Origin of the sequence: Rhodococcus (subgen. Prescottella) equi, from assembly GCF_003013675.1 — a bacterium.
GTDB lineage: Bacteria > Actinomycetota > Actinomycetes > Mycobacteriales > Mycobacteriaceae > Prescottella > Prescottella equi.
The window spans coordinates 3,479,437-3,505,821 of sequence record NZ_CP027793.1 but is presented as its reverse complement, the minus strand read 5'-3'; the positions used below and the strand labels follow the sequence as shown (position 1 = coordinate 3,505,821).

At 69.3% G+C, this 26,385-nt stretch carries 18 protein-coding genes; 17 read left to right on the top strand and 1 reads right to left on the bottom strand.

Translation table 11 applies throughout. The features are described 5' to 3' along the window. Positions 1 to 14: 14 nt before the first annotated feature. Genes kdpA through C7H75_RS16305 form a run of 7 tightly spaced genes read left to right on the top strand, consistent with a single transcriptional unit; the run spans position 15 to position 9,652 of the window. Positions 15 to 1,715, top strand: coding sequence for a potassium-transporting ATPase subunit KdpA (kdpA, locus tag C7H75_RS16335; protein WP_106851602.1), 1,701 nt, complete (start codon positions 15 to 17; stop codon positions 1,713 to 1,715). Next, entirely contained in the window at positions 1,712 to 3,838 is a 2,127-nt protein-coding gene (gene kdpB / locus C7H75_RS16330; protein ID WP_106851601.1) for a potassium-transporting ATPase subunit KdpB, read from the top strand. Before kdpA ends, kdpB begins: the two co-directional genes overlap by 4 nt. 7 nt (positions 3,839 to 3,845) lie before the next feature. Next, positions 3,846 to 4,496: a potassium-transporting ATPase subunit C gene (locus tag C7H75_RS16325; protein WP_064057655.1), complete on the top strand. Its 651-nt coding sequence runs from the start codon at positions 3,846 to 3,848 to the stop codon at positions 4,494 to 4,496. Then, positions 4,474 to 7,047, top strand: a complete 2,574-nt coding sequence (locus C7H75_RS16320) for a sensor histidine kinase (RefSeq protein ID WP_084847361.1) — start codon at positions 4,474 to 4,476, stop codon at positions 7,045 to 7,047. The genes C7H75_RS16325 and C7H75_RS16320 overlap by 23 nt, the downstream gene beginning before the upstream one ends. Beyond that, positions 7,044 to 7,724 carry a response regulator gene (locus tag C7H75_RS16315; RefSeq protein WP_005512090.1) on the top strand — a complete coding sequence of 227 codons (681 nt, stop codon included), beginning with the start codon at positions 7,044 to 7,046 and terminating at the stop codon, positions 7,722 to 7,724. The genes C7H75_RS16320 and C7H75_RS16315 overlap by 4 nt, the downstream gene beginning before the upstream one ends. Positions 7,725 to 7,782: 58 nt before the next feature. After that, on the top strand, positions 7,783 to 9,225 hold the full coding sequence (locus C7H75_RS16310) for an alanine/glycine:cation symporter family protein (protein WP_106851600.1): 1,443 nt from the start codon (positions 7,783 to 7,785) through the stop codon (positions 9,223 to 9,225). Further along, the gene (locus C7H75_RS16305; protein ID WP_064057653.1) at positions 9,218 to 9,652 is read left to right on the top strand and encodes an OsmC family protein; all 435 of its coding nucleotides are present in this window, start codon (positions 9,218 to 9,220) and stop codon (positions 9,650 to 9,652) included. Before C7H75_RS16310 ends, C7H75_RS16305 begins: the two co-directional genes overlap by 8 nt. Before the next feature lie 53 nt (positions 9,653 to 9,705). Here C7H75_RS16305 and C7H75_RS16300 read toward each other — a convergent pair whose 3' ends face one another. Then, positions 9,706 to 11,007 carry an HNH endonuclease signature motif containing protein gene (locus C7H75_RS16300; RefSeq protein ID WP_106851599.1) on the bottom strand — a complete coding sequence of 434 codons (1,302 nt, stop codon included), beginning with the start codon at positions 11,005 to 11,007 and terminating at the stop codon, positions 9,706 to 9,708. A 1,041-nt stretch (positions 11,008 to 12,048) separates the two neighbouring features. On the opposite strand from C7H75_RS16300, the gene C7H75_RS16295 reads away from it, so the two are divergent. From C7H75_RS16295 to C7H75_RS16250, 10 genes are all read left to right on the top strand, one after another. After that, a complete protein-coding gene (locus tag C7H75_RS16295) occupies positions 12,049 to 12,855 on the top strand; it encodes an SMP-30/gluconolactonase/LRE family protein (protein ID WP_233281783.1) in 807 nt (268 codons plus the stop codon). Positions 12,856 to 12,863: 8 nt separating this feature from the next. Continuing rightward, positions 12,864 to 13,145 carry an acylphosphatase gene (locus C7H75_RS16290; RefSeq protein ID WP_175271739.1) on the top strand — a complete coding sequence of 94 codons (282 nt, stop codon included), beginning with the start codon at positions 12,864 to 12,866 and terminating at the stop codon, positions 13,143 to 13,145. A gap of 22 nt (positions 13,146 to 13,167) precedes the next feature. After that, on the top strand, positions 13,168 to 16,770 hold the full coding sequence (gene smc, locus C7H75_RS16285) for a chromosome segregation protein SMC (RefSeq protein ID WP_106851597.1): 3,603 nt from the start codon (positions 13,168 to 13,170) through the stop codon (positions 16,768 to 16,770). A 67-nt stretch (positions 16,771 to 16,837) separates the two neighbouring features. After that, positions 16,838 to 17,371: a glutathione peroxidase gene (locus C7H75_RS16280; protein ID WP_013416577.1), complete on the top strand. Its 534-nt coding sequence runs from the start codon at positions 16,838 to 16,840 to the stop codon at positions 17,369 to 17,371. Positions 17,372 to 17,487: 116 nt separating this feature from the next. Continuing rightward, positions 17,488 to 18,981, top strand: coding sequence for a signal recognition particle-docking protein FtsY (gene ftsY, locus C7H75_RS16275; RefSeq protein WP_106851596.1), 1,494 nt, complete (start codon positions 17,488 to 17,490; stop codon positions 18,979 to 18,981). 237 nt (positions 18,982 to 19,218) lie between these two features. Then, complete coding sequence (locus C7H75_RS16270; protein WP_013416576.1) at positions 19,219 to 20,592, top strand: ammonium transporter; 1,374 nt, start codon at positions 19,219 to 19,221, stop codon at positions 20,590 to 20,592. Between the two features lie 3 nt (positions 20,593 to 20,595). Continuing rightward, positions 20,596 to 20,934: a P-II family nitrogen regulator gene (locus tag C7H75_RS16265; protein WP_005512103.1), complete on the top strand. Its 339-nt coding sequence runs from the start codon at positions 20,596 to 20,598 to the stop codon at positions 20,932 to 20,934. Next, positions 20,924 to 23,461 (top strand): [protein-PII] uridylyltransferase, encoded by a 2,538-nt coding sequence (locus tag C7H75_RS16260; protein WP_106851595.1) that lies wholly within the window; start codon positions 20,924 to 20,926, stop codon positions 23,459 to 23,461. Before C7H75_RS16265 ends, C7H75_RS16260 begins: the two co-directional genes overlap by 11 nt. Positions 23,462 to 23,585: 124 nt before the next feature. Beyond that, the gene (gene ffh, locus C7H75_RS16255; protein WP_013416574.1) at positions 23,586 to 25,166 is read left to right on the top strand and encodes a signal recognition particle protein; all 1,581 of its coding nucleotides are present in this window, start codon (positions 23,586 to 23,588) and stop codon (positions 25,164 to 25,166) included. A gap of 6 nt (positions 25,167 to 25,172) precedes the next feature. Continuing rightward, on the top strand, positions 25,173 to 26,267 hold the full coding sequence (locus tag C7H75_RS16250) for an amidohydrolase family protein (RefSeq protein ID WP_064078423.1): 1,095 nt from the start codon (positions 25,173 to 25,175) through the stop codon (positions 26,265 to 26,267). The last annotated feature ends 118 nt before the right edge of the window (positions 26,268 to 26,385 follow it).

Here is a 26,385-nt window from a genome sequence, read left to right as displayed (position 1 = left end):
AGAGGTCTCCACACATGAATCCCGCTCTCGCAGCGGGACTGCAGATAGCACTGGTCGTTGCCGTGCTAGCGATTCTGTACGTCCCCGTCGGTGACTACATGGCGAAGGTCTACACCACCGACACAGATCTCCGGTCCGGGGATCTGCGCATCGAAACTGTCGTGTACCGGCTCTGCCGGATCAATCCCCGCACCGAGCAGACCTGGTACGGCTACGCCGGCAGCCTGCTCGGCTTCTCGGCCGCGAGCGTGCTGCTGCTCTACTTCCTGCAGCGGATCCAGGGAGTGCTGCCGCTCGGCGGCGGCCTGGAGGGCGTGAGTCCCGCCGTCGCGTTCAACACCGCGGCGTCGTTCGTCGCCAACACCAACTGGCAGTCGTACGTCCCGGAGACGACGATGAGCCACCTGACGCAGGCCGCGGGCCTGGCCGTCCAGAACTTCGTGTCCGCCGCCGTCGGCATGGCCGTCGCGGCGGCGCTCATCCGTGGATTCGTCCGCGTCTCGCGGGGCGGCGAGATCGGCAACTTCTGGGTCGATCTCACCCGCGGTGCCCTGCGCATCCTGCTGCCCTTCGCCTTCGTGATCGCGTTGATCCTGCTGAGCCAGGGCGTGATCCAGTCGTTCCGGACCGGCTTCTCGTCCACCGGGCTCGACGGGACCACTGTCACGAATGCACTGGCCCCGGTGGCCTCGCAGGAGGCGATCAAGGAACTCGGCACCAACGGTGGTGGCATCCTCGCGGCCAACTCGGCGCATCCGTTCGAGAATCCCACCCCCATGACGAACATCGTGGAGATCCTTGCAATCCTGCTGATCCCGGTCAGCCTCACCCGCACGTTCGGCACACTGGTCGGCGACCGTCGGCAGGGCCTGACTCTCCTCGCCGTGATGTCGACGCTGTTCTTCGGCCTGCTCGCTGTGACGCTCGCGGCCGAATCCGGGGCGCGCGGCGCCGCGGCGACGGCGGCCGGGTCGATGATGGAGGGCAAGGAAGTCCGCTTCGGAATCCCCGGATCGGCACTGTTCGCCGTCGCCACGACGGGCACCAGTACCGGTGCCGTGAACTCGGCGCACGACAGTATGTCGCCGCTCGGCGGCGGTGCGGTACTGCTGAACATGCTGCTCGGCGAGATCGCGCCCGGCGGCGTCGGGACCGGCCTGTACGGCATCCTCGTCCTCGCCCTCATCGCGGTGTTCGTCGGTGGTCTGCTCGTCGGACGTGCCCCCGAATACCTCGGCAAGAAGCTCGGGCAGCGTGAGATCACGTTCGCGGCACTGTCGGTGCTCGTGATGCCCGCCCTCGTCCTGATCGGCACCGGCATCACCGTCATCCTCGGCTCGACCGTCGGATACCTCGGCAACAGTGGCGATCCCGGCACTCCGCAGTCCATCCACGGCTTCACCGAGGTGCTGTACGCATTCGCGTCGGCGTCCAACAACAACGGCAGCGCGTTCGGCGGCCTCACGGTCACGAGCGACTGGTTCCAGTCGGCGCTCGGTGTCTGCATGCTGTTGGGACGTTTCCTGCCGATCCTGTTCGTCCTCGCGCTCGCGGGATCGCTCTCCGCGCAGCGTCGGACACCCGCCGGTGCGGGCACCCTGCCCACGTCCGGCCCCATGTTCACGGGACTGCTCACCGGCACCGTCGTGCTGGTCGCGGCCCTCACCTTCTTCCCGGCCCTCGCTCTCGGGCCCATCTCGGAGGCCCTGCAATGAGTCTTCAGACCCACACGACGGTCCCCGTGACCGACGTTCCCACCGATGTGCCCGACGCGGATTCCGCGCACGGCCACGCGCCGGTCGCGGCCGGCATCTTCAGTCCCCGGCAGCTGATCACGTCGCTGCCCGGCGCGGTGCGCAAACTCGATCCACGCCACCAGGCCCGCAACCCGGTGATGTTCGTCGTCCTCGTCGGGTCCGTCGTGACCACGGCGATGGCGATCGTGCAGCCGACGATGTTCTCGTGGGCGATTGCCGCCTGGCTGTGGTTCACGGTGCTCTTCGCGAACCTCGCCGAGTCGGTCGCCGAAGGCCGTGGCAAGGCCCAGGCCGCGAGCCTGCGGAAGGTGAAGCAGGACACCGTGGCCCGACGGGTCACGGCGTCCGGCGCGGTCGAGGAGGTCTCGGCCACCACGCTCGTGGTCGGCGACACCGTGGTGGTCGAGGCGGGCGAGGTGATTCCCGGCGACGGCGACGTCGTCGAGGGCATCGCGACCGTCGACGAGTCGGCCATCACCGGCGAATCCGCCCCCGTCGTCCGCGAGTCCGGGGGCGACCGGTGCGCCGTCACCGGTGGCACCACGGTGCTCTCCGACCGGATCGTGGTGAGAATCACCTGCGCGCCGGGGCATTCGTTCGTGGACAGGATGATCGCGCTCGTCGAGGGGGCGTCGCGCAAGAAGACGCCCAACGAGATCGCGCTGAACATCCTGCTCGCGTCGCTCACGATCATCTTTCTGCTCGCGGTGGTCGCGATCGGACCGATGGGCGAGTACGCGGGTGAGGCTCAGGATCCGGTCAAGCTCATCGCGCTGCTGGTGTGCCTGATCCCGACCACGATCGGCGCGCTGCTGTCCGCGATCGGTATCGCCGGAATGGACCGGCTGGTGCAGCGCAACGTGCTGGCGATGTCGGGCCGCGCGGTCGAGGCCGCCGGCGACATCGACACGCTGCTGATGGACAAGACCGGCACCATCACCTTCGGCAACCGCCGGGCCACCGCGCTCCATCCGGCGCCGGGCCGGTCGGAGGACGAACTGGCCGCCGCGGCACGGCTGTCCAGCCTCGCGGACGGCACCCCCGAGGGGCGAAGCATCGTCGAGCTGTGTGCCGAGCGGTACGGGCTCACCACCGAGGCTTCCGACAGCGAGCGGGGCGCCGAGTTCGTCGAGTTCACGGCGCAGACCCGAATGAGCGGACTGGACATCGCCACCGGCACCGGCCGGCAGCAGATCCGTAAGGGTGCCGGTGACGCCGTGCTGGCGTGGGTCGCCGGGTACGGTGCGGCGGTCGATCCGGCCGTGTCCGACTCGGTCGAGGAGGTCGCCCTCGGGGGCGGCACCCCGCTCGTGGTGGCGGTCGCCGAGCGTGGCACGGCGACGGTGCTCGGCGTGATCGCGCTGACCGACGTCGTCAAGCCGGGGATCGCCGAACGGTTCGCGGAGTTGCGGGCCATGGGGATCCGCACCGTCATGGTGACCGGCGACAACCCGCTCACTGCGCGGGCCATCGCGGAGGAGGCCGGGGTCGACGACTTCATGGCCGAGGCCACGCCCGAGGACAAGCTCGAGAGGATCCGTCAGGAGCAGGAGGGCGGACGCCTGGTCGCGATGACCGGCGACGGCACCAACGACGCCCCCGCCCTCGCGCAGGCCGACGTCGGCGTCGCGATGAACACCGGGACGTCGGCCGCGAAGGAGGCCGGCAACATGGTGGACCTCGACTCGGATCCGACCAAGCTGATCGAGGTGGTCGAGATCGGCAAGCAGTTGCTGATCACCCGCGGGGCGCTCACGACGTTCTCGCTCGCGAACGATCTCGCGAAGTACTTCGCGATCCTGCCGGCGCTCTTCAGTGCGATCTATCCGCAGCTCGCGGTGCTGAACATCATGCATCTGGCGACTCCGCAGTCGGCGATCCTGTCGGCGGTGATCTTCAATGCTCTCGTCATCGTCGGACTGATCCCGTTGGCGCTCAGGGGCGTCCGCTATCGGCCCGCGGCCGCATCGAAACTGCTCGGCCGAAACCTGTTGATCTACGGCGTGGGCGGTGTCGTCACCCCCTTCGTCGGAATCTGGGTGATCGACCTCGTCGTCCGCCTCATTCCTGGAATCGGGTGAAAAGCCAATGAGATTCGCTATCGGTTTCCTCAAGCAGGTGTGGGCGGGGCTGCTCGTCCTCCTTACGCTCACGGCGATCCTCGGGGTGCTGTATCCGGCCGCCGTATGGGGCGTGGGACGCATCGCCTCGGGGTCCGCGGAGGGCTCTCCGGTCCACGACGCCGCGGGGTGTGTCGTGGGCAGCCGCTGGGTCGGCGTCGATCCACAGGTCCCGGCCGGCGAGCCGGATCCGTTCTTCCACAACCGGGTCGTCGGCTCGGTCGCGGACGAGGACCCGTTCGCACCCGGTGACCCTGCAGCGGCCCTGCCCGGCAATCAGGGCCCCAGCAGCGAGGTGCTGGCCGGGTTCGTCGAGGCGCGCCGGGCAGCCGTCGCCGAGCGGGAGGGCGTGCCTGCGCGGGACGTCCCCGTCGACGCGGTCACCGGGTCCGGCTCCGGCATCGATCCCCACATCTCACCCGCCTACGCGCAGCTGCAGGTGCCGCGCGTCGCCGCGGCCACAGGCCTGGGGGAGGACCGGGTCCGAGAGCTCGTGGCCGAGCACACCGAGGGCCGTCAGCTCGGTTTCCTCGGTGCCGAGCGCGTCAACGTGCTCGAACTCAACGTCGCGCTCGGACTGACCGCACCCGGATGCAATGCGGTCCCCGCGGGTGAATGATGGCGTTGTGAGCAGTCCCGAGCAGCACCGCGCGCCGCGCCGTGGTGAGCTGCGCATCTATCTCGGTGCGGCGCCGGGCGTCGGCAAGACGTACGCGATGCTCGGGGAGGCGCACCGGCGCCTCGAACGTGGTGGTGACGTGGTCGCGGCCGTGGTGGAAACCCACGGCCGCGCCCGCACCGCCGAGCAGGCCGCCGGACTCGAGCTGATTCCACCGAAGTTCGTCGAGTACCGCGGCACGGCGATGCCCGAACTCGACGTCGAGGCCGTGCTGGCGCGGCGGCCGGCGGTGGTGCTCGTCGACGAACTCGCCCACACGAACACCCCGGGCAGCCGGAACGAGAAGCGCTGGCAGGACGTCTACGAGCTGCTCGACGCCGGGATCGACGTACTCTCGACCCTCAACGTCCAGCACCTCGAAAGTCTCAACGACGTGGTCCAGCAGATCACCGGTGTGACTCAGCAGGAGACGGTGCCGGACGCTGTGGTGCGGGCCGCATCGCAGGTGGAGCTCGTCGACATCACCCCGGAAGCGCTGCGACGCAGGCTCTCTCACGGAAACGTGTACTCCGCCGAGAAGGTCGATGCGGCGCTCGGCAACTACTTCCGGCGCGGAAACCTCACGGCGCTGCGCGAACTCGCGTTGCTGTGGGTCGCGGACCAGGTGGACGCCGCCCTCGCCAAGTACCGCGCCGAGAACAAGATCACCGACACGTGGGAAGCACGCGAACGCGTCGTCGTCGCCGTAACCGGGGGTCCCGAATCCGAAACCCTCGTACGACGCGCGAGCCGTATCGCCGGCAAGGCGAGCGCGGAACTGATGGTGGTGCACGTGGTCCGCGGCGACGGCATCGAAGGGGTGTCCGCCGCCGAGATGGGGAAGGTGCGCAGGCTCGCCACGAGCATCGGCGCGAGCCTGCACAGCGTGGTCGGCGACGACGTCCCGACAACGCTGCTCGAATTCGCCCGCGAGGTCAACGCCACCCAACTCGTCATCGGGACGTCCCGGCGGTCGCGGTGGGCCCGGATCCTCGACGAGGGGATCGGGGCAGCGATCGTCCAGCAGTCCGGGAAGATCGACGTGCACATGGTGACGCACGACGAGGCCGCGACCCGGCACCGGATCTCGTTCCTCGGTCGCGGCGAACGGCGCGCGGTGTCGTGGCTGGCCGCCGTCGTCGTCCCGTCGATCGCCGCCGCCCTGATGGGGCTGATCGACCGGGTGGCGGGGGTCGGCGGACAGAACGCGTTGTTCTTCGTCGTCGTGCTCGTGGTGTCACTGCTCGGCGGCGTCGGGCCCGCGATCCTGTCCGCGTTGATCTCGGGCCTGCTGCTCAACTATTTCTTCACCGCCCCGCTCTACAGCTTCACCATCGCCCAACCGGACAACTTCATCACCACCGTCGTGCTGCTGGTGGTCGCGGTCGCGGTGGCGATCCTCGTCGACGCGGCGGCCAAACGGTCGCGCGAAGCCAGGCGGGCGTCGCAGGAGGCCGAACTGCTGGCGCTGTTCGCCGGCTCGGTGTTGCGCGGCGCGGATCTGCCCGCGCTGCTCGAGAAGGTGCGTGAGACGTACTCGCAGACCGGGGTCAGCGTCGTCCGGCGCGGGGAGGGCGTCGTGAGCGCGGCAGGGGCGTCGGCGCCGAGCACCGTCGACGAGGCCGGCACGGTGTGCGAGGTGAGCGACGGCGAATACGCCCTGCTGCTCGCGGGCGAGGAACTGGGCGCGCGGGACCGCAAGGTCCTCTACGCGGTCGCGAATCAGGCCGTGGGCCTGATCCGGCAGCGGCAACTCGCCGAGGAGGCCAGCAAGGCGCAGGCCCTCGCGGAGGCCGACCGGCTGCGTCGGTCGCTGCTCTCCGCCGTCAGCCACGACCTGCGCACCCCACTCGCCGCGGTCAAGGCAGCGGTGTCGAGCCTGCGCAGCGACGACGTCGAGTTCTCACCCGAGGACACCGCGGAACTGCTCGCCACCGTGGAGGAGTCGACGGACCAGCTGACCGCTCTCGTCGGCAACCTGCTCGATTCCTCGCGTCTGGCCGCGGGCGTCGTGAAACCGACGCTGCGCCGGGTGTACCTCGAGGAGGTGGTGCACCGGGCGTTGGTCGGCGCGGGGTTCGGTGGGCCCGGGTCCGCACGACGGGTCCGGGACCAGGTGAAGGTCGAGGTGGGCGACGCCGCGGTGATGGCGGACGCCGGCCTGCTCGAGCGTGTGATCGCCAACCTCGTCGACAACGCGCTGCGATACGCGCCCGACGAGCCGGTTCGGATCGGAGCGGCTCGCGCGGGCGACCACATGACGATCACCGTCGCCGACACCGGACCGGGATTGGCGCGAGGCACCCACGAGCAGGTCTTCGACGCCTTCCAGCGACTCGGCGACCGCGACAACACCGTGGGCGTGGGCCTCGGGCTGTCGGTGGTCAAGGGGTTCGTCGAGGCGATGGGCGGCACGGTCGGGGTGACCGACACCCCCGGCGGTGGACTGACGATGATCGTGGAACTGGATGCGGCACCCGCGGGTGCCGGGGAAGTGGAAGGGGCCCGATGACGCGGGTGCTGGTGGTGGACGACGAGCCGCAGATCCTGAGGGCACTGCGGATCAATCTCAGTGTCCGTGGCTACGAAGTGACGACCGCGTCGACCGGGGCGGCGGCGCTGCGGGCGGCAGCCGAGCGGCACCCGGAGGTGATCGTCCTCGATCTGGGCCTGCCGGACATGGACGGCATCGAGGTACTGGCGGGTCTGCGCGGGTGGTGCACGGCGCCGGTGATCGTGTTGTCGGCCCGGACCGACTCGTCGGACAAAGTGGAGGCGCTCGACGCGGGGGCGGACGACTACGTCACCAAACCGTTCGGGATGGACGAGTTCCTCGCGCGCCTGCGGGCCGCGGTCCGGCGCGGCGCGGCGGCCGCGGAGACCGGTGAGCCCGTCGTCGTGACCGATTCGTTCACGGTCGACCTGGCCGCGAAAAAGGTCACCCGTGATGGGGCCGAGGTGCACTTGACGCCGACCGAGTGGGGCATGCTCGAGATGCTCGTCCGCAACAAGGGCAAACTGGTGGGGCAGAAGGAACTCCTCCGCGAGGTGTGGGGTCCCGCGTATGCCACCGAGACGCACTATCTGCGGGTTTACCTCGCACAACTGCGTCGCAAGCTCGAGGTCGACCCGTCGAAACCGCGGCATCTGCTGACCGAGACCGGTATGGGTTATCGGTTCCAGGTGTAGCAACTAACGGTCGGTTCGCGACTGGCGGACCGGACGAGCGTCCCGCATAGTCGCTGATGTGGACTCGCTCGTGGAACTGGCAACCGACATCAACGATGCGTACTGGTACGCAGTGATCGTGCTGCTGGTCGGGCTCGGCCTGTACTTCACGGTGCGGTCCCGGTTCGTCCAGATCCGGTTGCTGCCGGACATGCTCCGATCGGTCACCGAGCCGGCCGAGACGCTGCCCGACGGGGAGAAGGGGATCTCGGCGTTCCGCGCCTTCTCGATCTCGGCGGCGTCGCGGGTGGGCACCGGCAACATCGCCGGCGTCGCGATCGCGATCAGCGTCGGTGGACCCGGCGCGGTGTTCTGGATGTGGGTGATGGCGCTCATCGGCGCCGCCACGGCGTTCGTCGAGTCGACGCTGGCGCAGGTCTACAAGATCCGCGACAAGGACGGCGGTTTTCGTGGCGGACCGGCCTACTACATGCTGCACGGACTGCGCCGTCGCTGGATGGGCGTGATCTTCGCCGTCATCATCACCGTCACGTACGGCTTCGTCTTCAATGCGGTGCAGACGAACTCGATCGTCGACGCGGTGTCCACCTCGGTGGGCGAGGACTCCCGCGCACTGAGCATCGTCGTCGGGCTCGTGGTCGCGGGTCTGACGGCTGCTGTGATCTTCGGTGGGGTGCGCCGGATCTCGGCCGTGTCGCAGGTGGTGGTCCCGGTGGTCGCGGGCGCATATCTGGTCATCGCTCTGATTGTGGTGGCGCTCAACATCACCGAGGTGCCCGGCATGATCCGGCTCGTTGTGGAGAACGCCTTCGGCATCCGTGAGGTGGTCAGCGGCGGATTCGCGGCCGCGTTCATGCAAGGCATCCGACGGGGGCTCTTCTCGAACGAGGCGGGCATGGGTTCGGCCCCCAATGCCGGTGCGACGGCCGCTGTCTCACACCCGGTCAAGCAGGGTCTGGTGCAGAGCCTGGGCGTCTACTTCGACACGTTGCTGGTCTGCACCGCAACGGCGTTCATCATCCTGCTGTCGAACCCGGACTACGGGACCAAGGCCGGCGCGTCGCTGACGCAGAACGCACTCAGCGCGCAGCTCGGCGGCTGGACCGTGCACTTCCTGACCTTCGCGATCTTCTTCCTCGCCTTCACGTCGGTGATCGGCAACTACTACTACGGCGAATCCAACATCGAGTTCCTCACGGGAAGCCGACGCGTGCTGCAGGGGTTCCGGGCGATCGTCGTGGTGTGTGTGTTCGCCGGGGCCGTCGGATCACTGCCATTGATCTGGGCGCTCGCCGACCTGGTGATGGGTGTCATGGCTACCGTGAACCTGGCCGCACTGCTGCCGCTGTCGGGTGTCGCGTTCCTGCTGTTCGGCCACTATCGACGTCAGCGCGCGGAGGGCAAGGACCCGACGTTCCACCGCGACGAAGTGCCGGAGATCTCGGGTATCCAGGTGTGGGACGAGGCACCGGAGGATGGCAGGATCTCCACTCATGGCTGAACAGACTCCCGCACCCACGCCCACCGAACTCTGGGTCGAGCGCACCGGAACCCGCCTCTACACCGGACGTAGCTCGCGTGGCGCCGAGGTCCGGATCGGATCGGAGTCGGTGGAGGGCGTATTCACCCCCGGTGAACTGCTCAAGATCGCGCTGGCCGCGTGCTCGGGAATGAGCTCGGACTTCCCGCTGTCGCGCCGTCTCGGTGACGACTACGACGCCACCATCCGCGTGTCCGGCGCGGCCGACCGGGAGAACGAGGTGTACCCGCAGCTCGACGAGGTTCTCGAACTCGATCTCAGCGAACTCGACGTAGAAGCCCAGGATCGACTGGTCGCGCTCGTCGAGCGTTCGGTCGACAAAGTCTGCACCGTCGGCCGCACGCTCAAGGCCGGCACCAAGGTGACGTTGACGATCAAGCGCGACTAGAGCACGCCTGGTCGACGCCTGCCGTCCTGGGTGACGGCAGGCGTCGACGGTGCCTACGCCGCCCGGGGTCCGGCGCGATTGTGGGCGGGGATGGGTTTCTTGTAGGGATCCACGGTCGACGGTGGGGTGAACCACGGGTGGCGGTCGGCGCCGATTCTCACTTGCCAGTGGGAGTGGTGCAGCAGTCCGTGGTGGTAGCGGCACAGCAGCACGAGGTTGTCGAGGTCGGTTGGTCCGCCGTCAGCCCAATGTGTGACGTGGTGGCCTTCGCAGTGGGCGGGCACTGCGCCGCAGCCAGGGAAGGCGCAGCCGTGATCGCGGGCGATGAGTGCCCGCCGTTGCTTCTTCGACACAGTCCTACTGGTGCGGCCCAGATCGATCGGGACGCCGTCGCTCATGACGATCGGCGTGAGGTGGCAGTCGCAGGCCAATCTGCGGGCGGTCGCGATCGACAGTGGTCCCAGGTGTGGCATGCGGGCGATGTCTTTGTCGCCGAACAGGTCCGGATCGCCGTCCGAGCCTGTCCACTCGTGGTCCGCGTCGGTACGCGCGAGGTCCTGCGCGTTCACGTGCAGGGATAGATGGGGTCGCTCGCCACCCTCGATGGGCGCCTCGCCCGAGTCGAGGTAGCGGCACAAAATCTCTGCGAACGCATCGGCCCGCTGCCGCGCCGGGGTGCGGGCGCCGGCGGGGTCGTCCATCGGGTTGCGCGGCTTGGTCAACGTCGACAGGGCGGTCAGGAGCATCTCTCCGGTGACTGCGTCGAGATCACCCTTGACTGCAACTCGCCCGTTCAAGGTCTTCGACGCATGGAACTCGTTGCGTTCGGTGTCCTCGCTGGGTGGCAGTTCGTCGGATTCGAAGATCCGCTCGAGCCGGGAGATGCAGGTGCGGACGGTCATGGTGGTTGCAGTGGGTCCGGTGGCGCTGTCCAGCAACACCTTCCGGCAGGAATCCAACGCTTCGTTCGGCATGCCGCGGGGTGGGGTTTCGCAGAACTTCCCGATCAACGCCGCGTGCTCGGCCGATATATCGCCGGAGTTGAAGGCGTCGGCGATCGCGGGCTGCCGGCTCAGCATCCTGCCCAACGCGAGGATCCGGGCTGCGGCCGGCACTTCCAGCAATGTGTTCGCGGACAGCCACTGCTTGACGCTGCGGAAGCCGAGGGTGTCGAACGAGACTGCGCGCTCGTCGATTTCGGAGACCATCGCTACCCGCAATGCCTCGAGGCGTTCGATCTCGCGGGTGACTTCGAGAGTGTTCTGCAGCAATGTGATTTCGGTGAGTAGGCGCACGTCGTCGGGCTGCAGCGCGGTAGCTGCGATGCCCGTGTCGTTGAGTCCCCCCGGATTCATGATGCAAGCTTAGTTCGAACTGATGTTCGAGTCAATGGATGTGGCTGTCACATCCGGACGTGATCGCAGGGTTCCTGCGTGTGGTGTCAGGCGTCATCGTGTCCGAAACATCGGGCTCCTGATCTTGGTGTAGGTCGACGGGGGTCGACCCACACCTCGGTAGGCCCGCCCGGACAGCGGCACGGCATGTGGAAGCGGAACTGAAACCGACTACGGCACAAACGCTCACACCTGATCGACCCTCCGAAGCGGGCAAGGCACACTGGCATACCATGCAGCCCAGTTCAAAACGTAGCTTGCGGGGAGGGGCTTGCTCTGCAGTGCTCTCGGCCCCTGTCGCGGCCGGCTTGACAGCCCTGGTGTGGCAGTTCCCCGTAGCTATCGCCGGCACCGCCGGCCATTCCGTAGGGGCTGCAATCGGAGCGGCGGTCACCATGGTCGCGTTCATGACGTTGTTCTCAATCTTCGGCGGTGTGCTCGCTATCGGATTGGTGGGAGCTGGGGCCGGCTACCTCGTACGGCACTTCCGGCCTGGATCGCCGCAAATTGCCGGTATCGCTGTTGGTTGTGCGTCGGCGTTGGTGGTTGCTGTCGCAGATGTATTCCTGACTGGCCGTTAGAACTCGGGGACCGGGTTGGACTGGGCGGATTCGACGATGACGTTGGCCGTCCGCGTCTGGGGTCACGACAGTTCGGGACTGGTCGGTTGGCGTGAGCATCCGCCGACCGTGCGCTCGGGATTCACGCCGGATGATGCCGATCGAGTCGCCCGCGCATGGCATACAGGTGATCCGGACCGATCCGAGGTCCTGGTTCGTCGGCGTTGTGCGGGTCGATTCCGATCCCTGCAGGCTCGACGTCTGCAACAATCGCGCCTTCGGCCCGGAACGGACGGACATGGGGGACATTGTGCGGAGTCGGCGAAGGGTGCGGCTCGGAGTTCTTGCGCTTGCGGCGGCAGCAGTCACGACACTGCTGACAGGGTCACCGGCGTCGGCCCAGTCGTCGAGTGACGGGATCGGTTGTCCGCGTTGGGACGTCGTGACGATCGCGCCCGGCTACGGGATGCTCGAGAACCTTGCGTTCGACGGTCGCGGTTCCATGCTGCTGTCGGATTCGTCGATGACGGCGCCCGGCGCTGTGCGCACGCTCGACGCGTCGGGTGCGCGGGGAACGCTCGCCGATCCAGTGAACGGTCCGGGCGGGCTGGCCGTAGCCGGCGACGACGTGTACTTCACCACCGGTAACAGCGCGATTTCCGGGCTTTTGAACATCGCGGACGGCACCGTCGACGTGGTGAACCTGGTGAGCCGCGAGCGCCGAACCGTGGCCGGCGGTCTCGTGATGCCCAACGGTCTCGCCCGACTCGGCAACGGCGACCTGCTCACCACCCACAATCTGGGAACGCCGGGCCTCACCCGGATCCCGGCGGATCGACCCGGCTCGCCCGAACGGGTGCGCTCCGACCTGGGCACCCTTGACGGCGTCGCGACCGACGGCGATCGCGTGTACCTGACGACGTCGTTCGACCCGGTCAGCGAGCTGAAGGTCCTCTCCGCGTCGGATCTGCGTGGCCCGGTCCGAGCGATCCCGCTGCCCGGCATCGGTCCGCTCAACGTCGCCGACGACCTCACCGTCGGCCCGGACGGCGCCGTCTATCTGGCGTACAACGTCGCGGGCAAGGTGCTGCGGGTGGATCCCGTCGCGGGTACGAGTTGCGAGATAGCGTCGGGGCTCATGTTGACGTCGGCCGTGAAGTTCGGTGCGGGTCCCGGATGGGACAGCCGCGCCCTGTACGCGGTGGGCTTCGACGGCGCCGTCCGGAAGCTGACACCGCCCGTCGGATAATGGCAGCCATGACTTTCGACACCGAACGCCTCACCGCCTGGGTTCACGGCTACGTCCAGGGTGTCGGCTTCCGGTGGTGGACGCGGGCACGTGCCCTCGAACTCGGGCTGGTCGGCCACGCCACCAACCACGCCGACGGGCGGGTGCTGGTGATCGCCGAGGGCCCGCGGCCGCAACTCGAGCGGCTGCTCGAGCTGCTGCGATCGGGACAGACGCCGGGAAACGTGACGCTGGTAGTCGAGCACATCGACGCGGCACGCGGAGGCCTTTCCGGATTCGTCGAGCGTTGATCCGCCGGTAGAGTCCACCGTCATGCACCTGAAGAGTCTGACGTTGAAGGGCTTCAAGTCCTTTGCGTCCGCAACGACTCTGCGGTTCGAGCCGGGCATCACGTGTGTCGTGGGACCCAACGGCTCCGGCAAGTCGAACGTGGTCGACGCCCTCACCTGGGTGATGGGGGAGCAGGGCGCGAAGGCGCTTCGCGGCGGCAAGATGCAGGACGTCATCTTCGCCGGCACCGCCGGGCGGGCCCCGCTCGGCCGCGCCGAGGTGACGCTCACGATCGACAACTCCGACGGCGCCCTGCCCATCGAGTACTCCGAGGTGTCCATCACACGACGGATGTTCCGCGACGGCGCCGGCGAGTACGAGATCAACGGCAACTCGTGCCGCCTGATGGACGTGCAGGAACTGCTCAGCGACTCCGGTATCGGCCGGGAGATGCACGTCATCGTCGGGCAGGGTCGGCTGTCCGCGATCCTCGAATCGCGTCCCGAGGACCGGCGCGCGTTCATCGAGGAGGCCGCGGGCGTTCTCAAACACCGCAAGCGCAAGGAAAAGGCGGTCCGCAAGCTCGACGCGATGCAGGCCAACCTCGCGCGGCTCACCGACCTCACCGCCGAGTTGCGCCGACAGCTCAAACCGCTCGGTCGCCAGGCCGAGGTCGCGCGACGCGCACAGACCGTTCAGGCCGACCTGCGCGACGCGCGGTTGCGGCTGGCAGCGGACGACCTCGTCACACGCCGGGCCGAACTCGCCCACCAGACTCACGACGAGAAACTCGCCCGCGAACAGCAGGAGACGGTGCAGGCGGCGCTCGAGGCGGCGACGGCCGAACTCGGTGGACACGAGCAGGCGCTGGCCCGCCTGACGCCGCAGGCCGAGGCGGCGAGCCAGACGTGGTTCCAGCTGTCGGCGCTGGCGGAGCGGGTGAGCGCGACCATCCGGATCGCGCAGGAGCGCGCGCGGCACCTCGACAGCGAACCGGAACCGGGCCGCGGCCAGGATCCCGACGAGATGGAGGCCCGGGCCGAGCGGATCGCGGCGGAGGAGGCCGAACTGATCGCCGCCGTCGACATCGCGCGCGCGACGCTCGAGGCCGCACGCGAACAACTCGCCGAGCGTGAGGAGGCGTCCGCGGAGGCCGAACGCGCTCACTTCGCGGCGGTGCGGGCGATCGCGGATCGCCGCGAAGGACTGGCACGACTGGCGGGGCAGGTGGACACCTTGCGTACCCGTGCCGAGTCCGTGGACGCCGAGGTGGCCCGGCTCGACGTGGCGATCGGCGAGGCCCGTGAACGCGGCGACGCAGCGCAACGTGAATTCGACGCGGTCGAGGCAACCGTCGACGACCTCGACGCCGGGGAACTCGGGCTCGACGGCCACCACGAGCGCGCGGTCGAGGCACTCGACCTGATCACCGCGCGGGTCGCCGAACTGCAGGCCGCCGAACGCGACGCCGGCCAGGAGGTGGCGTCGCTGAGAGCGCGCATCGACGCGCTGTCGATGGGGCTCGAACGCAAGGACGGCGGCGCCTGGCTGCTCGAGCACCACACCGATCGCGGGCTCACCGGCCCCGTCGCCGAACTGATTCGCGTCGACGCCGGGTACGAGGCCGCGGTCGCCGCGGTGATGGGTCCGGCGGCCGACGCGATCGCCGCAGAATCTGCCGCCGCCGCGGCGGCGGCCGTGCAGGCACTGCGCGCCGCCGACGGTGGCCGGGCTGCGATCCTGCACACCGCCGAGCATTCCGACGTCGCGCCGCGTCCGGACCTTCCCGGGTCGGCGACGTGGATCGCCGACAACGTGCACTGCCCCGAATCGCTGCGCGCCGCAGTCGATGCCCTCCTGGATCGGGTGGCCGTCGTCGATTCGCTCGACGCGGCAACCGAACTCGTGTGCCGGCAGCCGTCCCTGCGGGCGGTGACCCGGGACGGCGATCTGGTCGGAACCGGTTGGGTCACCGGCGGATCCGATCGCCGTCCGAGCACCCTCGAGGTGCAGGCCGCGATCGACGCGTCGACGTTGGCTCTCGAGGCGGCCGAGCGACGTTCCGAGGAACTGGCAGCCGCCCTCGCCGGCGCGGTCGCCGAGCAGGCCGACCGCGCCGAGGTCGCGGAGCAGGCGCTGGCCGCTCTGCACGAGTCCGACGCGAACATGTCCGCGGTCTACGAGCAGTTGGGGCGCCTGGGGCACGTTGTCCGGGCGGCCCACGCCGAGTCGGAGCGGCTGCTCGCGCAGCGGGCCAAGGCGGAGAGCGGCCGGGAGGAGACGCTCGTGGCGCTCGCCGAACTCGAGGAGCGGCTGAGGCGCGCGGAGGACGAACAGTCCGGTGCCGCGGCCGACTCGGGCAGTACTGCGCCGACGGATTTCGAACGGGAGGCCGCCGCGGCTGCGCTCACCGAGGTACGTGCCGTGGAGGTCGAAGCCCGCCTCGCGGTGCGCACCGCCGAGGAGCGAGCGGAATCCGTTCGGGGCAAGGCTGATTCGCTGCGTCGTGCGGCCCAGGCCGAACGCGAGGCCCGAGCGCGGGCCGAGCGGGCGCGGCAGGCCCGTCGAACCGCCGCCGAGGTGGCGGCCGCAGTGGCCTCGGCCGGGCAGAAGGTGGCCGACCGTCTCGACCGCGTCGTGGCGGACGCGGTGGCACACCGTGACGAGCTGAGCCGCCTGCGCGCCGCGCACACCGAACAGGTCGAGGCGGTCAAGGAGCGCGTCCGGCAGCTCACCGCCCAGATGGCGGCACTCACCGATGCGGTCCACCGGGACGAGGTGGCGCGGGCGCAAGCGGCCCTGCGGATCGAGCAGCTCGAACAGACGATCCTCGAGCAGTACGCAGTCAACCTCGACGATTTGATCGCCGAGTACGGGCCCGACGTCGCGCTGCCGCCGTCGGAACTCGAGATCGCGGAGTACGAGCAGGCCCGCGAGCGCGGGGAGCAGGTCACCCGGCCCGCGCCGGTGCCGTACGACCGCGCCTCCCAGGAGCGCCGGGCCAAGCGCGCCGAGAAGGACCTGGCGACGCTCGGCAAGGTCAACCCGCTCGCGCTCGAGGAGTTCGCGGCGCTCGAGGAGCGGTACAACTTCCTGTCCACCCAGCTCGAGGACGTCAAGAACGCGCGCAAGGACCTGCTCGGGGTGGTCGCCGACGTCGACGCCCGCATCCTGCAGATGTTCACGGAGGCGTACGCGGACGTCGAACGCGAGTTCGTGGAGGTGTTCGCGAAACTCTTCCCGGGCGGCGAGGGCCGTCTGGTGCTCACCGATCCGTCGGACATGCTCACCACCGGCATCGAGGTGGAGGCCCGGCCGCCGGGCAAGAAGGTCAAGCGGCTGTCGCTGCTGTCCGGTGGCGAGAAGTCGCTCACCGCGGTCGCGATGCTGGTCGCGATCTTCCGGGCCCGGCCGTCGCCGTTCTACGTCATGGATGAGGTGGAGGCCGCGCTCGACGACACGAACCTGCGGCGCCTGATCGGGTTGTTCGAGCAGTTGCGGGAGAAGTCGCAGCTGATCGTGATCACCCACCAGAAGCCGACGATGGAGGTCGCCGACGCGCTCTACGGCGTCAGCATGCGCGGCGACGGCATCACCACCGTCATCTCGCAGCGCCTGCGCGGTCAGGACCTGGTTGCCGGGTGAACCCGGCACCGTCATTCACGTGCGTGCACCCCGCACGACCCCACCGAACTACATGGGAGAACCATCGATGAACGCCCACAACTTCCCCGTCCAGACCGCCGACGGCGCCACCGAGGATCTCAGCGCCCACAAGGGCAAGTTGCTGCTGATCGTCAACGTGGCGAGCAAGTGCGGCCTCACGCCGCAGTACGAGGGCCTCGAGGCGCTGCACCGCGCCAACAAGGACAAGGGCCTGCAGGTCGTCGGCTTCCCGTGCAACCAGTTCGGCGACCAGGAGCCGGGCGACGACGCCGAGATCCAGCAGTTCTGCAGCGTGAACTACAACGTCACCTTCCCGGTGTACGCGAAGCTCGAGGTCAACGGCGACGACGCACACCCGCTGTACCAGTACCTGCGCGCGCAGGCCCCCGGTGACTTCGGCCCGGACCACGGCTTCCTCTACGAGCACGTCAGCAAGACCCGCCCCGAGGCGATCGGCACCGACGAGGTCAAGTGGAACTTCACGAAGTTCCTCGTCGACCGGGACGGCGAGGTCGTTCGCCGCTTCGAGCCGACCGTCACCCCGGAGCAGATCGCCGACGAGATCGCCGCCCTGCTCTGACGGCCCGACGTGACACCCGAGGAGCCGCTCCTCGGGTGTCACGGACCGATCTCGCCACGCCCCGCCGGTCTTGCCCGGAGGCGTCACGGACGCGGGCAGCCTGACAGGATGTCGGTGTGACTACCGGAGCCTGGATAGCAATAGCGGCCGTACTGGCCGTCCTCGTCGTGGCGCTCGTCGTCGGCCTGACCCTGGCCCGCCGTCGCCGCATCAGCCTCACCGCGGCGGCCGAGAAGCCCGAGCTGACGGAGCAGCCGAAGGACCGTTCGGGCGGATACCAAGCCGGTGGCGGCTTCAACTTCAGCCAGGGGCCGTCGGCCACCGCGCCGCCCAAGGTGCCGCCGGCCGCGCCCAAGCCGCCGGTCGTTCCGCCCAAGCCCCCGGTCGCGCCGCCGGTTCCCCCGACCACGCCGGTTCCGGAGGCGAAGCCCACCTTCACCCCGGAGCCGGTCGCCGAGCCGGAGGCTCCCGCCGCTCCCGAGCCCGTCACCCCCGAACCGGTGGCTCCGCCGGAGCCGGTGGTCGAACCTGCACCCGCACCCGAGCCCGTCGTCGAGCCGGAGCCTGCGCCGGAGCGGGTCGTCGAGCCGGAAGCCGCGCCGGAGCCCGTCGTCGAGCCGGAGCCGGTGGTCGAGCCGGAGCCGGTGGCCGAGCCGGAGGCTGCTCCCACTCCCGCGATCGAGGAGATCGAGCCCACCGCGGGCCGGCTCGATCGCCTGCGCGGTCGGCTGTCGCGCTCGCAGAACGCCGTCGGCAAGAGCCTGCTGGGCCTGCTCGGTGGCGGTGACCTGGACGAGGACTCGTGGGAGGAGGTCGAGGACACGCTGCTGATCGCCGATCTCGGCACCGCCACCACCGTCAAGGTCGTCGAGCGGCTGCGCGAGGAGATGGCGTCCCGCGGTGTGCGCACCGAGGCGGAGGCCCGGGCGCTCCTGCGCGAGGTCCTCGTCGAGGAGTTGCGTCCCGAGATGGATCGCTCGATCCGCGCCCTTCCGCACGGCGATCATCCCGCCGTGCTACTCGTCGTCGGCGTCAACGGCACCGGCAAGACCACCACGACCGGCAAACTCGCCCGGGTCCTCGTCGCAGACGGCCGACGCGTCCTGCTCGGCGCCGCCGACACCTTCCGTGCGGCCGCGGCCGATCAGTTGCAGACATGGGCCGAGCGCGTGGGTGCCGAGGTCGTTCGCGGACCCGAGGGCGGCGACCCCGCGGCCATCGCGTTCGATTCGGTCGCCAAGGGCATCGAGGACGGCGTCGACGTCGTGCTCATCGACACGGCCGGTCGTCTGCACACCAAGACCGGCCTGATGGACGAGCTGGGCAAGGTCAAGCGCGTGGTCGAGAAGAAGGCGGCCGTCGACGACGTGCTGCTGGTCCTCGACGCCACCGTCGGACAGAACGGCCTGATGCAGGCCCGCGTGTTCGCCGAGGTCGTGGACATCACCGGCGTCGTGCTGACCAAGCTCGACGGCACCGCCAAGGGTGGCATCGTCTTCCAGGTCCAGCACGAGCTGGGCGTTCCGGTGAAGCTCGTCGGTCTGGGCGAGGGCGCCGACGACCTCGCTCCCTTCGAGCCGGAGGCCTTCGTCGACGCGCTGCTGGGCTGACCGGCACGCTCCGTCCATCGCTGCCCGGTCCCTCGTCCGAGGGGCCGGGCAGCGGCGTTTCGCGACCTTCGCGGTGGTCCACGAAGTTTCGATCCGGGGGTGAACGCAACCGCGAAACCCGACTGCAACACAACCGGCCGATCCGTTCACCTATCCGAAACGCTGTGCAACCACGGATGAAACACCAGGTGAGCAGTCTTGCTGATCAGAACGACAAGACTGACGAGGAGGCTCACCGTGGATTTCCCCACTATCGGAGCCCCGGACACCGGGGACACCGCGTGGATGCTCATGAGCGCCGCGCTGGTGCTCTTGATGACTCCGGGCGTCGCGTTCTTCTACGGCGGCATGGTCCGCGCGAAGAGCGTGCTGAACATGATCATGATGAGCGTCGGCGCGATGGGAGTCGTCGGCGTTTTGTGGGTGCTGTTCGGCTATTCCATCGCGTTCGGTGACGACAAGGGCGGATTGATCGGGGATCCGACGGAGTTCTTCGGACTGAAGGGATTGTTCGGGGGTGACTACCTCGGTGACGCCGAGGCCGGCACGGCCGCCGCGATCCCGCTGGTCGGCACCATCCCGGCACTGGTGTTCGTCGCCTTCCAGGCGATGTTCGCGATCATCACGGTCGCCCTGATCTCGGGCGCGGTCGCCGATCGCATGAAGTACGGAGCCTGGCTGCTGTTCGCCGGCCTGTGGGCGACGGTCGTCTACTTCCCGGTCGCGCACTGGGTGTTCTCGTTCGACGGCGTCACCGCCGAAACGGGCGGTTGGATTGCCAACAAGCTCGGCGCGATCGACTTCGCCGGCGGCACGGCCGTCCACATCAACGCGGGTGTCGCAGGTCTGGTCCTCGCGCTCATGCTCGGTAAGCGTCGCGGCTGGCCCAAGACGCCCTTCCGTCCGCACAACCTGCCGTTCGTGATGCTCGGCGCCGCGCTGCTGTGGTTCGGATGGTTCGGGTTCAACGCCGGCTCGGCCGTCGGCTCCAACGGAGTCGCCGCTGCGGCGTTCGTCACCACCGTCGTCGCCACCTGCGCGGCAATGCTGGCCTGGCTGCTGGTGGAGAAGATCCGCGACGGTCACGCCACCACGCTCGGTGGCGCGTCGGGCATCGTCGCCGGCCTGGTCGCCATCACCCCCGCCTGCTCGTCCGTCGACGTCGTCGGCGCGATCGTGATCGGTGTCGTCGCCGGCGCACTGTGCGCCCTGGCCGTCGGCCTGAAGTACCGCTTCGGCTACGACGATTCGCTCGACGTGGTCGGCGTCCACCTGGTCGGTGGTCTCGTCGGAACGCTGCTGGTCGGCCTGGTCGCGACCGAGGCTGCACCGGCCGGCGTCAACGGCCTGTTCTACGGCGGCGGACTCGACCAGCTGTGGCGTCAGGCGGTCGGCGCGGGCGCCGTGCTCGTGTACTCCTGCATCGCTACGGCCGTCATCGCGCTTATCGTGAAGGTCACGATCGGACTGCGAGTCAGCGCCGAGGCCGAGGCTCGTGGCGTGGACGAGGCCGAACACGCCGAGAGCGCCTACGACTTCGTCGCACTTGCAGGTAGCCCGGTCCCGGGGCGCGTACCGGCGCCCGCAACTGTTGCCGCCAGGGAGGCATGAGTCATGAAGCTGATCACCGCAATCGTCAAGCCGTTCACGCTCGAGGACGTCAAGACCGGACTCGAACAGGCCGGTGTTCTCGGTATGACGGTCAGCGAGGTCCAGGGGTACGGGCGGCAGAAGGGGCACACCGAGGTCTATCGGGGCGCCGAGTACTCGGTCGACTTCGTCCCGAAGGTTCGCGTCGAGGTCGTCGTCGAGGATTCGGTAGTCGACAAGGTCGTCGAGGTCATCGTCGAGGCCGCCCGCACGGGGAAGATCGGTGACGGAAAGGTCTGGGTCACGCCGGTCGAATCGGTCGTCCGGGTACGTACCGGAGAACGGGGCGGGGATGCGATCTGACCCTCGCGGGTCCGGATTCGACGGCCCTGATCCTGTCGCCATCACGGCGACGGGGTCGGGGCCGTCCGGGTCCGACGGACCCGACGCCAACCACACCGACGACGCGCGCGATCTGGCCCGGGCGCGGGAACAGCTCCTGGCGGGAGGTACTCGAAACCACCGCCTCGACGCACCGTCACTGCGACACGCACTGGTCGACCTGCACGAGTTCTGGCTCACCACAAAGGGAAACGAGCTGGGCATCCGGCCGGACTCGGGCTTCGCGATCGTGGCGGTCGGCGGCCTGGGCCGCCGCGAGATGATGCCGTACTCGGACCTGGACCTGATCCTGCTGCACGACGACGTCGACCCCGCGCTGGTCGCCAAGGTCGCCGACCAGCTGTGGTACCCGCTGTGGGACGCGCACATCAAGCTCGACCACAGTGTGCGGACGGTGCCGCAGGCGCTCCAGGTGGCCGCGAGCGACCTCACCGCCACCCTCGGCATGCTCGAGGCCCGGCACATCGTCGGCGATGTCGAGCTGAGTCACCTGCTCATCGGCGGTGTGCGCCGGCAGTGGCGTACCGGGATCCGTTCGCGATTCGACGAACTCGTCGAGCAGGCGCAGGCGCGCTGGGCCCGGAGCGGCCAGATCGCGCACCGCGCCGAGCCCGACATCAAGAACGGCCGTGGTGGCCTCAGGGACGTCCAGCTCCTCAACACGCTGTCCATCGCGCAGCTCACCGACGGGATGCCCGGGCTCGGTCCGGACACGCCCGGTGGCGGTCTCGCGCTGGCGCACCGGCGTCTGCTCGACGTCCGGACCGAACTGCATCGGGTGGCCGGGCGTTCGCGGGACCAGCTGCGAGCGCAGGATGCCGACGAGATCGGCGCGGCGCTGCGGATCGGAGACCGCTTCGATCTCGCACGAATGCTCAGCGACTGCGCACGCACGATCGGGTACTCGGTGGACGTGGGTCTGCGCACCGCCGGCAACTCGCTGCCCCGCAAGGGGCTGTCGAAGCTGCGACGGGTGCCGCTGCGTCGGCCCATCGACGAGGGGGTCGTGGAGCAGTCGGGCGAGCTGGTGCTGGCGCGCGATGCGCGACCCAAGCGCGATCCCGGTCTGGTGGTGCGGGTTGCGGCGGCGTCGGCGTCGACGGGACTGCCGATCTCCGCGTCCACGCTGGGGCGACTGTCCGACAGCGCGCCCGAGCTGCGCGAACCGTGGCCCAAGGGGGCGCTCGGTGACCTCCTGGTGCTGCTCGGCTCCGGTCATCGGGCGATCCCGACGATCGAAGCGCTCGACCGCACCGGTCTGTGGGGCCGGCTGCTGCCCGAGTGGGGCGCGGTGCGCGACCTGCCGCCGCGCGACGCGGTGCACACGTGGACCGTCGACCGGCACCTCGTCGAGACCGTCGCCCAGGCCGGTGCCCTCACGACGCGGGTCTCACGTCCCGACCTGCTGGTGCTCGGTGCGCTCCTGCACGACATCGGCAAGGGACGCGGCGGGGACCACAGCGTCGTCGGCGCGGAACTGGCGGGTCAGATCGGGGCCCGGCTCGGGCTGTGGCCGTCGGACATCGCCTTGTTGACCGGCATGGTGCGTCACCACCTGCTGTTGGCGCAGACCGCCACCCGCCGCGACCTCGACGATCCGGCGACCGTCCAGATGGTCGTCGACAAACTCGGCGGCGACCATGTGCTGCTGGAGTTGTTGAGTGCGCTGGCGGAGGCGGATTCGCTCGCCACCGGGCCGGGGGTGTGGGGCGACTGGAAGTCGTCGCTCATCGGCGAGCTGGTGCGCCGCTGCCGGCTCGCGATGGCCGGCGATCAGCTGCCGGTACCCGACCCGATCGATCCGGCGCTCATCGATGTCGCGACGCAGGGTGGTGTGCACGTCGCGCTCGACCCGGGGACCGCCGCGCACACTTATGTGGTGACCGTCGTCGCCCCGGACACGCCCGGGCTGCTGTCGCACGAAGCAGGGGTGCTGGCGCTCAGCTCCCTGCGGGTGTTGTCGGCCTCGCTCGGCAGCCACGGGGACTCGGCGATCAACTCGTTCGTCGTGGCCCCGAGATTCGGTGCGCCGCCCCAGGCGGGGTTGTTGCGGCAGGAGCTGATCCGGGCGATGGCGGGGGAGATCGACGTGCTCGAGCAACTCGACGCCAAGGAACGCGAAGTGCGCGAGAACCAGGTGCTCGAGGATCGGACGGTCGCGGCCGTGCCGGTGCAGTACGCGCTGGCACCTCCGCGGGTGATCTGGTTCGACGTGGTGGGCGGGGAGGACGCCCAGGGTGACGCGATCGTCGAACTGCGGGCGGAGGACCGGCTCGGAATGCTCAGCCGGCTGGCCCGGGTCCTGGAACGCAACGGTGCCGACGTGCGCTGGGCGCGGGTGAGCACGCTCGGATCGTCGGTGGTCGACGCGTTCTGCATCAGCATGGAGGGCGGCGGCACGCGGGCACGCCGGGAGCAGATCGAGAACGCGATCCTGTCGGTCGTACCGGCGCCGGAGCCGAAGAAGGAGGAACCGGCGACGGAGTGAGCCGTCGACCGGCCGCGCGCCTCCGGGGTTGCCGCGCGGATGCGGGCGCTGGAACGGTTACCCTGGTTCCGAGAATTATTCACGGCCTGCGGGCGGACCAGCACAGAGCTCAGGAGCGCATTCGGTGTTCGAATCCCTTTCCGACCGGTTGACCGGAGCCCTCAAGGATCTGCGTGGCAAGGGTCGACTCTCCGGAGCCGACATCGACGCCACGTGCCGCGAGATCCGTCTCGCGCTCCTCGAGGCCGACGTCGCGCTCCCCGTCGTCCGCACCTTCATCGCCAAGATCAAGGAGCGCGCGAAGGGCGCCGAGGTCTCGGCCGCGCTCAACCCGGCGCAGCAGGTCGTCAAGATCGTCAACGAGGAACTCGTCGGCATCCTCGGTGGTGAGACGCGACGCCTGCAGTTCGCGAAGACGCCGCCGACCGTGATCATGCTGGCCGGTCTGCAGGGCTCCGGTAAGACCACCCTCGCCGGCAAGCTGGCCAAGTGGCTGAAGGATCAGGGCCACACACCGCTGCTCGTCGCGTGTGACCTCCAGCGTCCCGGCGCCGTCAGCCAGCTGCAGATCGTCGGTGAGCGCGCGGGCGCGGCCGTGTTCGCGCCGCACCCCGGCACCTCCATCGGCGGTGGCGAGAACCCGCTCGGCATCTCGGCCGCCGACCCCGTCGAGGTCGCGCGCGCCGGTGTCGAAGAGGCCCGCAACAAGCAGTACGACGTCGTGATCGTCGACACCGCCGGCCGCCTCGGCATCGACGAGGAGCTGATGGCGCAGGCCGCGGGCATCCGCGACGCCGTCCAGCCCGACGAGACGATCTTCGTGCTCGACGCCATGATCGGCCAGGACGCGGTGCACACCGCGGAGGCGTTCAAGTCGGGTGTCGGCTTCACCGGTGTCGTGCTCACCAAGCTCGACGGCGACGCCCGCGGTGGTGCCGCGCTGAGCGTCCGTGAGGTCACCGGCGAGCCGATCCTGTTCGCGTCGACCGGTGAGAAGCTCGAGGACTTCGACGTCTTCCATCCGGACCGCATGGCGAGCCGCATCCTCGGCATGGGCGATGTGCTCACGCTCATCGAGCAGGCCGAGCAGGTGTTCGACGCCCAGCAGGCCGAGGCCACCGCCGCGAAGATCGGCTCGGGCGAGCTGACCCTCGAGGACTTCCTCGAGCAGATGATGGCCGTCCGCAGGATGGGCCCGATCGGCAACCTGCTGGGCATGCTGCCCGGTGCCGGACAGATGAAGGACGCGCTCGCCAACGTCGACGAGAAGCAGCTCGACCGCATCCAGGCGATCATCCGCGGCATGACGCCCGCGGAGCGCGAGAACCCCAAGATCATCAACGCGTCGCGCCGCCTGCGCATCGCGAACGGCTCGGGCGTCAAGGTCTCCGACGTCAACCAGCTCGTCGACCGTTTTTTCGAGGCCCGGAAGATGATGGCCGCGATGGCCGGCCGCATGGGCATGCCCGGCGCGCGTAAGCAGGTGCGCGGCAAGAAGGGGAAGAAGGGCAAGAAGGGCGGCAAGGGCCCGACGCAGCCGAAGATCAAGGGCGGCTTCCCCGGGATGCCGGGTGGTCTGCCGGGCATGCCGGGCGGGATGCCGGCCGGCTTCCCGGACCTGTCGAAGATGCCCAAGGGCCTCGATCAGTTGCCTCCGGGTCTCGACGGCATCGACCTGTCGCAGCTCAAGCTCCCCAAGAAGTAGGTCCGCGTGACGTCCTACCACCTGCGGGGCACCGGTCTGCCGGACGAGCAGCCGTTCGAGCTGTGGATCCGGGACGGCAAGTTCACCGACGAGCCGGTGCCGGACGCACAGACCCTGTGCACCGAGGGTTGGATCCTGCCCGGCCTCGTCGACGCGCACTGCCACATCGGGATTCGGTACGGCGGCGGTGCCGAGGACCTCGACGGGGCGCTGGCGCAGGCCCGGATCGAGCGGGAGGCCGGCGTCCTGCTGGTCCGCGACGCCGGATCGCCGGTGGACACCCGCTCGCTCGACGAGGTCCCCGGACTGCCGCGGATCATCCGCGCCGGACGGCACATCGCCGCGCCCAAGCGCTACATCCGCGGCCTGCCCGTCGACCTGGAGGACGAGTCGCAGCTGCCCGACGAGGTGGTGCGGCAGGCCCGTGCCGGTGACGGCTGGGTGAAGCTGGTGGGGGACTGGATCGACCGCGAGGTCGGTGACCTGGCCCCGCTGTGGAGCGACCGCATCCTCGTCGAGGCGATCGAGGCCGCGCACCGTGAGGGCGCCCGCGTCACCGCGCACGTGTTCGGCGAGGATGCGCTCCCCGGTTTGATCGATGCCGGGATCGACTGCATCGAACACGGCACCGGACTGACCGATGCCACGATCGCGATGATGGCGGAGCGCGGCACCGCCCTGGTGCCGACGCTGATCAACATCGACAACTTCCCGGAGATCGCCGACGGCGCAACACGTTTCCCGGTGTACGCCGCGCACATGCGGGACCTGTACGCGCGGGTGAACGACACCATCGGCGCCGCCCGCGACGCCGGCATCCCGATCTACGCGGGTACCGACGCCGGCGGACACGTCCGGCACGGCCGCGTCGCCGACGAGGTCGCCTCGCTCGGCAAGGTCGGCATGACACCCACCGAAGCCCTCGGCGCCGCGTGCTGGAATGCGCAGGCCTGGCTCGGCGGCGGGGGACTGGCGGTGGGTGCATCCGCGGACCTGGTTGTGTACGAGCAGGATCCACGTACCGGGCCGCAGGTCCTGGCGCAGCCGTCGCTCGTGATGGTCGGCGGCGAAGTCGTGACGACGCGGGGTTCGCTGGCCTGAGTTCGCTGCCGCCGGCGTCACACACGACTTGTCGGGTTCACACACCCGTTCCGTGCGCAGTGGGTGTGTGATGCCGATAAAGGGTGTGTGATGGGAGTCGACGGCGACCGACGGGAGG

Excerpts from the sequence above, each read along its gene's own strand:
- C7H75_RS16260 (WP_106851595.1), top strand. The coding sequence starts at position 20,924 with ATGCGATCTGACCCTCGCGGGTCCGGATTCGACGGCCCTGATCCTGTC.
- C7H75_RS16320 (WP_084847361.1), top strand. The coding sequence starts at position 4,474 with ATGCGGTCCCCGCGGGTGAATGATGGCGTTGTGAGCAGTCCCGAGCAG.
- C7H75_RS16305 (WP_064057653.1), top strand. The coding sequence starts at position 9,218 with ATGGCTGAACAGACTCCCGCACCCACGCCCACCGAACTCTGGGTCGAG.
- kdpA (WP_106851602.1), top strand. The coding sequence starts at position 15 with ATGAATCCCGCTCTCGCAGCGGGACTGCAGATAGCACTGGTCGTTGCC.
- kdpB (WP_106851601.1), top strand. The coding sequence starts at position 1,712 with ATGAGTCTTCAGACCCACACGACGGTCCCCGTGACCGACGTTCCCACC.
- C7H75_RS16325 (WP_064057655.1), top strand. The coding sequence starts at position 3,846 with ATGAGATTCGCTATCGGTTTCCTCAAGCAGGTGTGGGCGGGGCTGCTC.
- C7H75_RS16290 (WP_175271739.1), top strand. The coding sequence starts at position 12,864 with ATGACTTTCGACACCGAACGCCTCACCGCCTGGGTTCACGGCTACGTC.
- C7H75_RS16315 (WP_005512090.1), top strand. The coding sequence starts at position 7,044 with ATGACGCGGGTGCTGGTGGTGGACGACGAGCCGCAGATCCTGAGGGCA.
- C7H75_RS16280 (WP_013416577.1), top strand. The coding sequence starts at position 16,838 with ATGAACGCCCACAACTTCCCCGTCCAGACCGCCGACGGCGCCACCGAG.
- C7H75_RS16265 (WP_005512103.1), top strand. The coding sequence starts at position 20,596 with ATGAAGCTGATCACCGCAATCGTCAAGCCGTTCACGCTCGAGGACGTC.
- smc (WP_106851597.1), top strand. The coding sequence starts at position 13,168 with ATGCACCTGAAGAGTCTGACGTTGAAGGGCTTCAAGTCCTTTGCGTCC.
- C7H75_RS16300 (WP_106851599.1), bottom strand. The coding sequence starts at position 11,007 with ATGAATCCGGGGGGACTCAACGACACGGGCATCGCAGCTACCGCGCTG.